Source organism: Aeromonas sp. R9-2 (genome assembly GCF_040908025.1).
GTDB lineage: Bacteria > Pseudomonadota > Gammaproteobacteria > Enterobacterales > Aeromonadaceae > Aeromonas > Aeromonas veronii.
This window is the reverse complement of record NZ_JBFOCX010000020.1, coordinates 179465-192250: the sequence shown is the minus strand read 5'-3', so window position 1 is coordinate 192250 and position 12786 is coordinate 179465. Positions and strand designations below refer to the sequence as shown.

Sequence of the window (12786 nt, the reverse complement as noted above, 5' to 3'; positions counted from 1 at the left end):
GCACCCAGCGTATGAAATGATCGTCGCCCACTCATGAGTTTGCTTGCCCTCGGAATCAACCACAACACCGCCACTGTCGCCTTGCGGGAACGGGTCGCCTTTGGCCCGGACTGCATCGATCGCGCCTTGCGTGAGCTGGTGAGCCAACCCGGTGTCAGCGAGGCGGTGATCGTCTCCACCTGCAACCGGACCGAACTCTATTGCAATCTGGAGGAGGAGCGGCAGGAGCAAGTGCTGCGCTGGCTGCAACAGTTCCACGGGCTGGACGCGGCCGAACTGGTCACTGCCATCTATCAGCATCACGATGAAGAGGCGGTGCGCCACCTGATGCGGGTGGCGTGCGGGCTCGACTCGCTGGTGTTGGGGGAGCCGCAGATCCTGGGGCAGATCAAGCAATCCTACGCCCATGCCCAGCAGGCGGAGTCGGTGAAGGGGGCGCTGGAGCGGTTGTTCCAGAAATCCTTCTCGGTGGCGAAAAGAGTGCGTACCGATACCGAGATTGGCGCCAGTGCCGTGTCGGTGGCGTTTGCCGCCGTCAGTCTGGGTCGGCGGATCTTCTCCGATCTCTCCCAGACCAAGGTATTGCTGGTCGGGGCGGGGGAGACCATCGAACTGGTGGCCCGTCATCTGCGCGAGCAGAACGTCACCAAGATGATGGTGGCGAACCGCACCCTGCAGCGCGCCCAGACCCTTGCGGCCGAATTCGGCGCCCAGGTGATGACGCTCGAAGAGATCCCCGACTATCTGCACGAGGCGGATATTGTCATCAGCTCGACCGCCAGCCCCCTGCCCATCATCGGCAAGGGGATGGTGGAGCGCGCGCTGAAGGCCCGCCGCTTCAAACCCATGTTTCTGGTGGATATTGCCGTGCCGCGCGACATCGAAGCCGAAGTTGATGAGCTCTCCGATGCCTATCTCTACACGGTGGATGATTTGCAGGGGATCATCGAGCAGAACCTCGAAACCCGTAAACGGGCTGCCGCGCAGGCGGAAGTGATCGTGCAGGAAGAGCGCGACGAGTTTATGGGCTGGTATCGCGGGCAGAGTTCGGTCGACCTCATTCGCGATTACCGACATCAGTCACAGCAAGTGGCTGATGAAGAGTTGCAACGGGCCCTGCTGGCATTGGCGCAGGGCGAGAGTGCCGAACAGGCGCTCAAGGCGATGGCCCATCGCCTCACCAACAAATTGATCCACGCGCCGACCCAGGCGTTGCGCCAGGCTGCCTCCCAGGGGGATCAGAGCGAGCTCTCCCGCTTGCGGCAGGCGCTGGGGTTGTCACAAGAGCCATAATTTTCGGGCAACCTGCCGGTTGTCCCGTCCTCCATTGAGAATGCAAGAGTTATGAATCCGTCACTGATCAGAAAGCTGGAAGGCCTCATCGAGCGCCACGAAGAAGTACAGGCCATGCTCGGCGAGCCGGATGTGGTCTCGGATCAGGATCGCTACCGCGCCCTGACCCGCGAATATGCCCAGCTGGAAGATATCGTTCACGCCTTCCAGCGTTACCGTCAGGCGCAGGATGATCTGGAGACCACCCAGATGATGCTGGAGGAGGATGATGCCGACCTGCGCGAGATGGCGCAGGAGGAGCTGCCGCTGGCCAAGGCCAATCTGGAGGCGCTGGAGCAGGAGCTGCAACTGATGTTGCTGCCCAAGGATCCCAAGGATGACAACAACTGCTATCTGGAGATCCGGGCCGGTGCCGGTGGCGACGAAGCGGCCATCTTTGCCGGTGACCTGTTCCGCATGTATTCACGGTTTGCCGAGCGTCAGGGCTGGCGTGTCTCCATCGTCAGCTGCAACGACGGTGAATATGGTGGCTACAAGGAGGTGATCGCCAAGATCGACGGCGAGCGCGTCTATGGCCGTCTCAAGTTTGAATCCGGTGGTCACCGGGTGCAGCGGGTGCCGGAAACCGAATCTCAGGGCCGGGTGCACACCTCCGCCTGTACCGTTGCCGTGCTGCCGGAAGTGCCGGAAGCCGAGCAGATCGAGATCAACCCTTCCGATCTGAAGATCGACACCTTCCGCGCCTCCGGTGCCGGTGGTCAGCACGTCAACAAGACCGACTCGGCCATCCGCATCACCCACCTGCCGACCGGTCTGGTGGTGGAGTGTCAGGACGAGCGCTCCCAGCACAAGAACCGCGCCAAGGCGATGTCGGTGCTCTCCGCCCGCCTGCAAGCGGCCGAGGATGAGCGCCACCGCGCCGCCGAGCAGAGCACCCGCCGCAATCTGGTGGGCTCCGGTGATCGCTCCGAGCGCATTCGTACCTACAACTACCCGCAGGGCCGCCTCTCCGAGCATCGCATCAACCTGACCCTCTATCGCCTCTCCGAAATTTTGGAAGGGGATCTGGACTGCGTCATCACCCCGCTGGTGCAGGAGTATCAGGCCGATCAGCTTGCCTCCCTGGCCGAGAACAACTGATGCAAATGGTGATCCGGCAAGCTCGCATTAAGTGTTCTGCCCATAAGGTGGAGTGGCACTGATGCAGATCCAGCAGGCCCGTGCCCATATCATGACTGTGTTGGCTGAGGGGGAGTCCCCCCGCGCCGACGCCGATGTACTGCTCTGTCATCTGCTCGATTGCCGTCGCAGCTATCTGATGACCTGGCCCGAGTGTGAGCTGGATGCTGCCCAGCAGGCCACCTTGCAGACGTGGCTGGCTCGTCGTCTCAATGGCGAACCCATCGCCCATCTGGTGGGCGAGCGGGAGTTCTGGTCACTGCCGCTGAAAGTGAGCCCGGCGACCCTGATCCCGCGCCCCGATACCGAGGTGCTGGTCGAGCAGGCGCTGACCAGGATCCCGCAAGGGCCGTGCGCCGTGCTGGATCTCGGCACCGGCACCGGCGCCATCGCGCTGGCGCTCAAGTCCGAGCGGCCCGAGCTCGATGTGTGGGCGGTGGATCGGATGGCCGATGCCGCGGCGCTGGCCCGCGAGAACAGCGCCGCGCTGGGGTTACCCATCGAGGTGCGTGACGGCAGCTGGTTTGAGCCCCTTGGCGAGCCGGATCGCGACGAAACGCCACGATTTGCGGTGATTGTCTCCAATCCCCCCTATATTGATGGCGCCGATCCCCATCTCGAGCAGGGTGACGTGCGCTTTGAACCCCGCTCGGCGCTGGTTGCCGATGACGCCGGGCTGGCCGATATCCGCCACATCGTGGCCCATGCCCCCGCTTATCTGTTGCCTGACGGCTGGTTGCTGCTGGAGCATGGCTGGGATCAGGGGGAGGCGGTGCGTCAGTTGCTGCGCGATGGCGGCTACCGCGAGGTAGCCACGGTGCGCGATTACGGGGATAACGACAGGGTGACGCTGGGCCTCTGCCCGCTGCGCTGACGGTTCCTCACTGTTACACGGCGGGTTGCCTGTGCGCCCCCATGCAAGGATTGAATATGGTTTTTGTGCTCAAACACCTGCACCTCACCCTGATTGCCGGGGCCGTGCTGATGTTTATGCTCCGCTTCTACTGGGTACAGACCGCCACTGGCCGTGCCTACAGCGCGCCGGTGATGAAGGTCAGCGGCTGGCTCAACGGTCTGGTGGTGCTCTCCGGCGTATTGCTCTGCATGGTGCTGGATCTCAACCCGCTCAATAACGGAACGCCCTGGCTCAGCGAGAAGCTGATGGCCATTCTGGTGCTGGTATTTCTGGCGGCGATGGCGCTGCGGCTGGCCAAAAGCAATCTGGTGCGCTGGTGCTCCTTTCTGGGGGCGCTCGGCTGGATCTACTTTATTGCCAAGTTGGCAGTGCTCAAACAGACGAGTGTGTTCGGCTAAGGCATGAAGAGAATGTTACACATAGACGAATGGACCGATTTCGAAGCCCACGACATCACCGAGCTGGCGTTGTCGGTCAGTGACGAAATTTATGGCTCGGTCGAGGAGGGGATCCGCGAGTTGAACCTGCTGGACGAGTGGCTGGACGAGCAGATCGAAGAAGGAACTTGCGACGAGGTGCGCCAGCAGTTGCTGCAGGGCTTCTACCACAGCCTCGGTTTTCATGGCGACTGGCAGGATTATTTCTCTGCCAACAACTGCGATCTCAATCAGGTGCTGGTTCAGCGCAAAGGGATCCCGGTCAGCCTCGGCATTCTCATCATCCAGCTGGGGCGCAAGCTTGGGCTCGATGTGGAGGGGATCTGCTTCCCCGGTCACTTCCTGGTGAGCTTTGCCGGTGGCGAGGGGGAGGTCTATGTCGACCCCTTTACCGGCGACGAGCTGAGCCTGGCCCGCATCGAGCTGCTGCTGCGCGGTGCGTTGGGGGACTTGGCGACCCTCACTCCCGACTACCTGCAGCCCTCCGGTCAGTGGGAGATCATCGAACGGCTGCTCAACGTCAGCAAGGGTGCCCTGCTGCGGGAAGATCGCATGCCCGAGGCGCTGCGTTGCAGCGAGCTGTTGCTGCGGATGAAGCCCGGCGATCCGCTGGAGACGCGGGATCGCGGCTTTATCTACGAGCAGCTCGATTGCCCGCGCCAGGCCGCCGACGATTTTGAATATTTTATTGAACAATGCCCGGACGACCCGGTCGCCGATGTGCTGAAAGTGCAGCTGGCCGCGCTGGATCTGAGCCCCAAGCCCCTCCATTAAGGGGGGCTTGAAACTGAAACAGAAGAATATCAAGACCGCTGCGTCCGGTCGCAACGGATTAACTAGGCTTCAGGCCCTTTTATTAAGGATGTCTTGGAGTTGAAACAGAAGAATATCAAGGCCGCAGCGCTCGGCTGCAACGGAGTAACTTGGCTTCAGGCCCCTTCATTAAGGAAGTCTTAGATGGAACAGAAGAATATCAAGATCAACCAGATCGACGTTGCCAACGACAAACCGTTCGTGCTGTTTGGCGGCATGAACGTGCTGGAATCCCGCGACATGGCGATGGCGGTGTGCGAGAAGTACGTGGAAGTGACCAGCAAGCTGGGCATCCCGTTCGTGTTCAAGGCGAGCTGGGACAAGGCCAACCGCTCCTCCATCCACTCCTACCGCGGTCCGGGTCTGGAAGAGGGGATGAAGATTTTCCAGGAGCTGAAAGCGACCTTCGGCATGCCGGTCATCTCCGATCTGCACGAACCCCATCAGGCCAAGCCTGTCGCCGAGGTGGTGGACGTTATCCAGCTGCCCGCTTTCCTGGCGCGCCAGACTGATCTGGTGGAAGCCATGGCCCGCACCGGCAACGTTATCAACATCAAGAAGCCGCAGTTCCTCAGCCCAAGCCAGATGAAGAACATCACCGACAAGTTCGAGGAGTGCGGCAACGACCAGCTGATCCTGTGCGAGCGCGGTGCCAACTTCGGCTACGACAACCTGGTGGTGGACATGCTGGGTCTGGGCGTGATGAAGAAGAGCACCGGTGGCTATCCGGTGATCTTTGACGTGACCCACTCCCTGCAGTGCCGTGATCCGTTGGGGGCGGCCTCCGGTGGTCGTCGCGAGCAGGTGACCGAGCTGGCGCGTGCCGGCATGGCGGTCGGTCTGGCCGGTCTCTTTATCGAATCCCACCCGGATCCGAAAATTGCCCGCTGCGATGGCCCGAGTGCCCTGCCGCTGGAGAAGCTGGAAGGCTTCCTCAAACAGATGAAGGCCATCGATGACCTGATCAAGGGCTTCGAACCCCTCGATACTTCGGCCTGATCCCGACGCTGTCATGCCTGATGAAAATGCCCCGCAATGCGGGGTATTTTTATATCTGCCATATTTAGTTGAATACTCAAATTAATCTACGAGCAAACAATTGTTGGTTGCTGTGGTGTTAATGGTGTTAATTTTGTTGTGTGATTAATGTCTCTTAATTGTTTTTTATTACATGTAAAGTGGTGACCGTAGTAATGCAGAAACAGCATGGATCGGGTGAGGTACGCAGATATCTCATCCGGCTATCTGCATGTTTATTGCTGCCATAACAATGTGCAATTAAATTAACAGGACGTTAATAATGCGAAAGAAACTATTTAGCAGCCTCTATTTTCAGGTATTGCTCGCTATTACCCTCGGGGTATTTCTGGGGCATGTCTATCCAGAACTGGGCGCCGATATGAAGCCCCTCGGTGATGGCTTCGTCAAATTGATCAAGATGATCATCGCCCCCGTTATTTTCTGTACCGTGGTTACCGGCATTGCCGGGATGGAGAGTATGAAGGCGGTCGGCAAGACCGGCGCCATTGCTCTGCTCTACTTCGAGGTGGTCAGCACTATCGCCTTGATAATCGGGCTGTGTGTGGTCAACCTGCTGCAACCGGGTGCCGGTATGAACGTCGATCCGGCTGCGCTGGATGCCAGCGCCATCTCCGCCTATGCGGAGCAGGCCAAGTCCCAGGGCATTATCGCCTTTTTGCTGGATATTATTCCGGGCAGTGTGATCGGTGCCTTTGCCAGCGGTAATATCTTGCAGGTGTTACTGTTTGCGGTGCTGTTCGGCTTCTCCCTGCATCATATCGGTGAAAAGGGACAGATTATTTTCGGCGTCATCGACAGTTTCTCTAAAGTCATATTTGGCATTATCAATATGATAATGAGACTGGCGCCGGTCGGTGCATTCGGGGCAATGGCATTTACCATCGGCAAATATGGAGTAGGTTCACTGGTACAGCTGGGCCAGCTTATTGCCTGCTTCTATCTCACCTGCCTCTTCTTTATCTTCATTGTGTTGGGCAGCATCGCTAAAGCCTCAGGTTTTAGCATCCTGCGTTTCATCTCCTACATTCGTGAGGAGTTGCTGATCGTGCTGGGGACCTCCTCTTCAGAGTCGGTACTGCCGCGGATGCTGGACAAGATGGAGAAGCTGGGTTGCCAGAAATCGGTGGTGGGGCTGGTCATTCCGACCGGGTACTCCTTTAACCTGGATGGCACCTCCATCTATCTGACCATGGCGGCGATTTTTATCGCCCAGGCTACCAATACGCCGCTGGATCTGTTCCAACAGATCACCCTGCTGGTGGTACTGCTGATCTCCTCGAAAGGGGCGGCGGGGGTGACTGGTAGTGGCTTTATCGTGCTGGCAGCGACCATTTCGGCGGTGGGCCATCTGCCACTGGCTGGTTTGGCGCTGATCCTGGGGATCGACCGCTTTATGTCCGAAGCGCGGGCGTTGACCAACCTGATCGGTAACGGGGTTGCCACCGTGGTGGTCGCCAAATACTGCAAGCAGCTGGACGAGAAGAAAATGGATGCAGTGCTCGGCGGCAAGGTCGGGCAACTGGAAGCGGACAGGGCGTAAGCGCTGTTTCCCCCGCACGACCGCGTTGGCTGGTGCGGGGGCAATAAAAAAACGGCCGATTGGCCGTTTTTTTGTGCCGATACAGCGAGTATCAGCTCTTCACTGCAGGGCGCTGATTACAGGCTCTGGGTGAAAGTACGGGTAACCACGTCACGCTGCTGTTCCGGGGTCAGGGCGTTGAAACGCACTGCGTAGCCAGATACACGGATGGTCAGCTGCGGGTACTTCTCCGGGTTTTCGATAGCATCTTCCAGAGTTTCGCGACGCAGCACGTTGACGTTCAGGTGCTGGCCACCTTCAACAGCAGGCTCAGCCTGAACCGGCAGTTCGCGGTATTCGAACTGACCCAGGTCAGCCAGTTGCACTTCTTGATCAGCAGCGAAAGCATCGCCTTTGACGCAGATGCAGCGAGCTTGTTGCTTCTCTTCGTCCAGCAGCCAGAAAGAGTTCAGCAGAGCGGTGTTGGCGGCCTGGGTGATTTGAATGCCTTTGATCATGGTATGACTCCTCAATGGGAACGCGAATCCAACTGTAAGGAAATTACCCTGATGTATTTAAGCTACCGTCGATGGCGATGACTTAAAGGGCCCTTGCCTTACACCTTTTCTTTGATGGGGTCATATATACCACGGTGGTAATATTACCAAAATTGATCTAGATCAAGAAAATACAACAAAGCGCCATTTCAATGGGATTAAATTCTTGAGTTGAATCAAAAATAGGTCATTTTTCTGATTTTGTAAGATATCCAAATTATGCATCTTTTATCTCGTTAATCTAGTAATTTAACTACATCTTTTCGGCTTTTTCTGAGGTTAATTGAGGGGTTGGCTACACTCAGCAAAAAAGCGAGGAGAGTGCCGGGTGAATAATGGGTGGCGAAAGTGGGCATGGCTGGCCCTGTGCTGTTGCTGGGCAAGCAGTGTTGCGGTGCGGGCCGAGACGGTGCGTATTGCTGTGGGCGAGTGGCCGCCCTATATCAGTGAGTCGTTGCCCAATCAGGGCTTTCTCTGTGAGGTGGTGCGCCAGGCCTTTGCCGAAGAGGGGCTCGATGTCAGCTTTCACTTCTATTCCTGGGCCGAGGCTTACCGACTGACTCTGGAGGGACGCTATGTGGTCACCATGCCCTGGTTTCGCTCCCGCGAGCGGGAGCAGCTTTTCTATCTCTCCGCCTCGCTCGGCCATTTCACCACTCGCCTGATGACGCTGACCGGTACGCCCGCGGTCAATCTGGGTGAGCTGAAACATGAGCCGGTCGGGGTGACCCGTGGCTATTTCTATGGCGATGGTTTTGCCGCCCGCCAAGCCGGGCTCACCCTCGAGTGGTCAGATTCCGATGAGGAGAGCATGGGCAAGCTGCTCGACGGGCGGATCCACTATCTGGTGATGGATGAGCAGGTGGCACAGACTCTGTTCCAGCAGGCACTCGTTCGTCATCCCCAATCGCTGTCACTGACCGGTGCCGCCGACCCCATCTGGTCGCAACCGGGATACTTGCTGATGCGCAAGGCCGATCCCGAGGCGCGCCGTCTGATGCTGCTGTTCAATAGCGGGCTGCGCAAGCTGGAGCGCTCGGGGCGCCTCGCCAGGCTCTGGAAAGCGTGAGCCACGGTTGCGTCTTGCGGGCTGGCCCCCTATCCTGAGCCCTTCGCCGTATCAAGTGAGGAGGCCGGGGTGCTGACCTGGAGTGATGTGATTGGCTCTGAGAAAGAGCAGGACTATTTCAAGAGTACGCTGGCAACTGTCAGAGCCGAGCGGGAAGCGGGCAAGGTGATCTACCCGCCAGCTACCGATGTGTTCAATGCCTTCAAGCTGACCGAGCTGGATCAGGTCAAGGTGGTGATCCTGGGCCAGGATCCCTACCACGGCCCCAATCAGGCGCACGGGCTCTGCTTCTCCGTGCTGCCCGGCGTGCGTATGCCCCCCTCACTGGTCAACATCTATAAAGAGATGCAGCGTGACCTGCCAGGTTTCGTCACACCCAATCACGGCTTTCTCGAATCCTGGGCCAAACAGGGGGTCCTGTTGCTCAACACTGTGCTGACGGTGCAGGCCGGTCAGGCCCATTCCCACGCCCATCTGGGATGGGAGACCTTTACCGATCGAGTCATCGAGCAGATCAATGCCAGTTGTCAGGGTGTGGTGTTCCTGCTGTGGGGGGCCCACGCCCAGAAGAAGGGACGTTTCATCGACCGCCAGCGCCACTATGTGCTGACCGCGCCGCACCCGAGCCCACTCTCTGCCCACCGCGGTTTCATCGGTTGCGGCCACTTTAGCGAGACCAATCGCTTGCTGGAACAACAGGGCAAGAGTCCGATAGAGTGGAAATCTGTCTGCATCCCACTTGATTGAGTGCAAAGTTCGGGCGACAAATGACCGTATACTCAGGGACATAAGATTAATTCAGAGCCAAGGAGTGCCCATGTTATCAAGTCTGCACAAGGATCATCTCAACATCGCCCGACTTTTGGAGCTGCTCAAGCACAAGCTGGCAGCCATTCGTGCCGAAGAGCCCATCAGCTATTTTCTGGTGCGCGATGTCATTGACTACCTGCGGGAGGTCTCTGACAAGTACCACCATCCCAAGGAAGACCTCATCTATGACTACTACCTGAAATATCGGGTGGTGGAGGGGGAGGTTGCCAACCGCCTGCAGGAGGAGCACGTCAAGCTGCTGGAGGCCGGGGCCGACCTCAAGGAGATGGTGGAGATGATCCTGATGGATGCGGTGATCCCCCTCGATCAGTTCACCACCAAGCTGGAGCGCTTCGTGGAACTGCAAGAGGCGCACATGAACTACGAAGAGGGGGTGATCTTCCCCCATCTGCGTGACTCCCTGACCGAGGATGACTGGCGTCATCTGGAGCAAAACTGGCAGAACCGCGCCATTGGCGACCCCCTGTTCGGGGCTGAGGTGAGCCAGCACTTTCAGGCACTGGCCAAACGCCTCTCTTTGCCGCTCACGACCGGCTAAGACGAGCCCGTACCCGCAGCGCGGCGGGTATTGTGTGAGTGCAACTTGAGTGAAAACAGAAAGGCCTCCATCCGGAGGCCTTTTGCATGGTGGAGCAAGCTTACGCCTGTGGTTTCAGGAAATTGCGATAGAGCATATAGAGGTGGGCCGAGCTCCAGCTGAAGTTGCTTGCCCCCTGCATGGCGCCGGTCTCCGGATTGTAGTTTTCGCGGATGGGGCCGCTGCCCGCCAAGCCTTCTGCGTTGTTGAACAGTTTGTTGACCAGTGCTTCGGCATCGCTGCGGTAGCCGTAGTTCTCCAGCCCCTTCACCCCGAAGTAGAACTGATCGAGCCATACCCGGCCGCGCCAGTAGATATTGGGGTCGTAGGCCGGGTTGGTCAGCGCGGCTGTGCCCAGCGGGATCCTGGTGTTGAACTCCTGGGCGTTGAGCATCACCTCGCGCACCCGTGCCGCTTTCTCCTTGTCGGCGACCTCTGCCCAGAGCGGGCTCCACCCTTCCGGGCCACGGCCGCGGGCGGTCAGCAATTTGCCGACGCAGCCGTTGCCGTCAGCAACATCCCCCTGAGCAATCTGGCGATCGTAATAGAAGCCTGATGCCTCATCGAACATGCAGCTGTTGATGTAACCAGCCAGCTGGGTCGCGCCATCGCGGTAGCGGCTCGCGTCGTCCGGCTTGCCAAGCAGGTCGGCCATATCTGCCAGAATGCGTTTCTCTTTGGCGAGGAAGGCGTTGAGCTCCACCGACTCCTGATCGATGGAGAAGCCGATCAAATTGCCATTGTCCTGATGGTTTTCAAAGAAGGCGACGTTCCAGTCCTGACGTGCCTTGGCCAAATCTCCGCCATAAGTCTTGTCGGCATAGCGTTGCAGCTGGCCCGGTTCGATAAAGCCGAAGCGGGCGGCGTTGTCCATGCCGGACTCCCAACCGGCGCCGTGCTGAGCACCGATATCCATGTCGCTGTAACCGCCCACGTTCAACACCTGTTGATAGAGCGGCATTCCGGCGCAGGCATACCAGCCACCCCCCTCACTGGTACAGCTTGAGAGATCCAGCCCGGCGGGAATACCGTTGGAGTACTGCACCTTGAAGGTGATATTGCCGTACTCGTCGTTGTGCTCCACATGCTTGGTGGCGCCATATTCGATGATGCCGTTGCGGTTGTTGTCCCGCGCGCGGTACCACCAGTCGTGGTAGGCCTGCAGCTTGGGATACATCTCGGCGATAAAGGCCTTGTCCTTGGTAGCGCTGTAGATTTCCCAGATGGCCCAGGCGGAGAGGGGCGGCTTGGTGTCGCGCTCGTTCCAGTTGCCGCCATCGCCACCGCGATCCGCCAGCTTGTTGTAGAAGACGGCATCGATCACCATGCCCGCATCCTGCGGTCGCACCGGATCATCCGGCTGCACCTGATAGTCATACATGGCGCGCACGTTGTTCTTGGCTACCTCAGGGTTGAAGTGGGCCATGGCATAGGCGTGCTTCCAGCTGTCCCAAGCCCAGACGCCGTCGAACCAGCGGGCGGTATTGGAGGGGGTTACCCCGTCGTGGAGGATGGCGCCAGCCGGGGATCGCCAGTTGCCGTTGAGGGTCTCCATCGCTTTGACGGCGATACGACGCTCCGACTCGGGGATCCCCTGATTGGAGAGACCGTTGGCAAGGTAGCCCTCCCAGCGGCGGATGGAGTCGGCAAAATAGCTGGCCGGGTCGGCCAGCAGGGCCTGACGGCTCTGCTGATGGCGGCTGGCGTCATCTGCGGAGTGGAGATAGCTCTGCAGGGTGTAGATATCCTCGCTCCCCTTGGCGGCCAGGGTAATGCTGGCGTCACTTTGGTATCCCAGTGTCTTCTGGTCGAGGGTGGTGCGACTTGGCAGGGTGCGGTCGATGCGATAGCGGGCGCTGCCGCTCTGCATGATGTTCCAGGTGCTGCGCAGTTTGCCGAACTGGAATTCGATTCCTTTGTCGCTCTCGCTGATGGTGCGAGTCCAGCCTGGATATTTGCTGGCAATCGTATCCTTGGCATCCCATTGATTGAGCAACTCGCCCTGCCAGTTGAGGTTGAGGGTGAGCGGTGCATCGGTCTGATTGATGAGTCGGGTGCGGATAAGGGCGGTGCGGGCATCGCCATAACGCAGCTCCAGCTCCAGCGTAAAGGGCTCGAACTCGAAGCGTTGCACCAGCGCACCGGGAATGGCGTACACCTCCTGCTTGCGGGCGCTGGTGAGCGGGAACGGGCGGCCGCTCGCATCGCTCAGGGTGAGCTTGTCCAGCTCGCTGGCAAAGAAGAGGCTGTACTCCTCGGAGATGACCATGGGGCCGGTAAAGCCCCCCCACTCCTTGTCGCTGGCAGGCAGCAGGAAACCGTGCCATGCCCCCAGATCGAGCAGCGGGTTGTATTTGAGGTTGGAGTAGCTGTCAAAGTCGCGGAATTGGGTCGGTGTTCCCCGACGGTCGATCACGTCCTTGTACTGGATGGCCTGCTCCGGTTTGGCGACTGTGCTGCTCTCTGTCTGGTTATCGTTGCAGGCGGTCAGTCCGAACAGGGCGGTGCCGAGGGCTACCGAGAGTAAAGTTTTACGAAACATTGCTCGCTCCAA

The 12786-nt window shown here is 58.9% G+C and carries 12 protein-coding genes; 10 read left to right on the top strand and 2 right to left on the bottom strand.

The window, feature by feature from the left end:
- The first annotated feature begins 33 nt into the window (after positions 1–33).
- From hemA to AB5Y71_RS06860, 7 genes are all read left to right on the top strand, one after another.
- A complete protein-coding gene (gene hemA, locus AB5Y71_RS06890; protein WP_368171266.1) occupies positions 34–1293 on the top strand; it encodes a glutamyl-tRNA reductase in 1260 nt (419 codons plus the stop codon).
- Between the two features lie 51 nt (positions 1294–1344).
- Entirely contained in the window at positions 1345–2433 is a 1089-nt protein-coding gene (gene prfA / locus AB5Y71_RS06885) for a peptide chain release factor 1 (protein WP_005353897.1), read from the top strand.
- A 61-nt stretch (positions 2434–2494) separates the two neighbouring features.
- On the top strand, positions 2495–3346 hold the full coding sequence (gene prmC, locus AB5Y71_RS06880; protein ID WP_368171265.1) for a peptide chain release factor N(5)-glutamine methyltransferase: 852 nt from the start codon (positions 2495–2497) through the stop codon (positions 3344–3346).
- 56 nt (positions 3347–3402) lie between these two features.
- Positions 3403–3786, top strand: a complete 384-nt coding sequence (locus AB5Y71_RS06875; protein WP_005334939.1) for a SirB2 family protein — start codon at positions 3403–3405, stop codon at positions 3784–3786.
- A 12-nt stretch (positions 3787–3798) separates the two neighbouring features.
- Positions 3799–4599 (top strand): SirB1 family protein, encoded by an 801-nt coding sequence (locus tag AB5Y71_RS06870; protein ID WP_005362204.1) that lies wholly within the window; start codon positions 3799–3801, stop codon positions 4597–4599.
- A 183-nt stretch (positions 4600–4782) separates the two neighbouring features.
- On the top strand, positions 4783–5637 hold the full coding sequence (gene kdsA, locus AB5Y71_RS06865) for a 3-deoxy-8-phosphooctulonate synthase (RefSeq protein ID WP_005334937.1): 855 nt from the start codon (positions 4783–4785) through the stop codon (positions 5635–5637).
- Between the two features lie 301 nt (positions 5638–5938).
- The gene (locus AB5Y71_RS06860) at positions 5939–7219 is read left to right on the top strand and encodes a dicarboxylate/amino acid:cation symporter (protein ID WP_058059198.1); all 1281 of its coding nucleotides are present in this window, start codon (positions 5939–5941) and stop codon (positions 7217–7219) included.
- 116 nt (positions 7220–7335) lie between these two features.
- On the opposite strand, the gene grcA is transcribed toward AB5Y71_RS06860, so the two are convergent.
- Positions 7336–7716, bottom strand: a complete 381-nt coding sequence (grcA, locus tag AB5Y71_RS06855; RefSeq protein ID WP_005334936.1) for an autonomous glycyl radical cofactor GrcA — start codon at positions 7714–7716, stop codon at positions 7336–7338.
- A 367-nt stretch (positions 7717–8083) separates the two neighbouring features.
- On the opposite strand from grcA, the gene AB5Y71_RS06850 reads away from it, so the two are divergent.
- The 3 genes from AB5Y71_RS06850 (at position 8084) to AB5Y71_RS06840 (ending at position 10193) form a co-directional block, all read left to right on the top strand.
- Positions 8084–8824 carry a transporter substrate-binding domain-containing protein gene (locus AB5Y71_RS06850; protein WP_338711237.1) on the top strand — a complete coding sequence of 247 codons (741 nt, stop codon included), beginning with the start codon at positions 8084–8086 and terminating at the stop codon, positions 8822–8824.
- 69 nt (positions 8825–8893) lie between these two features.
- On the top strand, positions 8894–9571 hold the full coding sequence (gene ung, locus AB5Y71_RS06845; protein ID WP_127005878.1) for a uracil-DNA glycosylase: 678 nt from the start codon (positions 8894–8896) through the stop codon (positions 9569–9571).
- Positions 9572–9641: 70 nt separating this feature from the next.
- Positions 9642–10193 (top strand): hemerythrin domain-containing protein, encoded by a 552-nt coding sequence (locus AB5Y71_RS06840; protein ID WP_005353878.1) that lies wholly within the window; start codon positions 9642–9644, stop codon positions 10191–10193.
- A gap of 100 nt (positions 10194–10293) precedes the next feature.
- Here AB5Y71_RS06840 and ygjK read toward each other — a convergent pair whose 3' ends face one another.
- Positions 10294–12774 (bottom strand): alpha-glucosidase, encoded by a 2481-nt coding sequence (gene ygjK / locus AB5Y71_RS06835; protein ID WP_368171264.1) that lies wholly within the window; start codon positions 12772–12774, stop codon positions 10294–10296.
- Positions 12775–12786 lie beyond the last annotated feature (12 nt).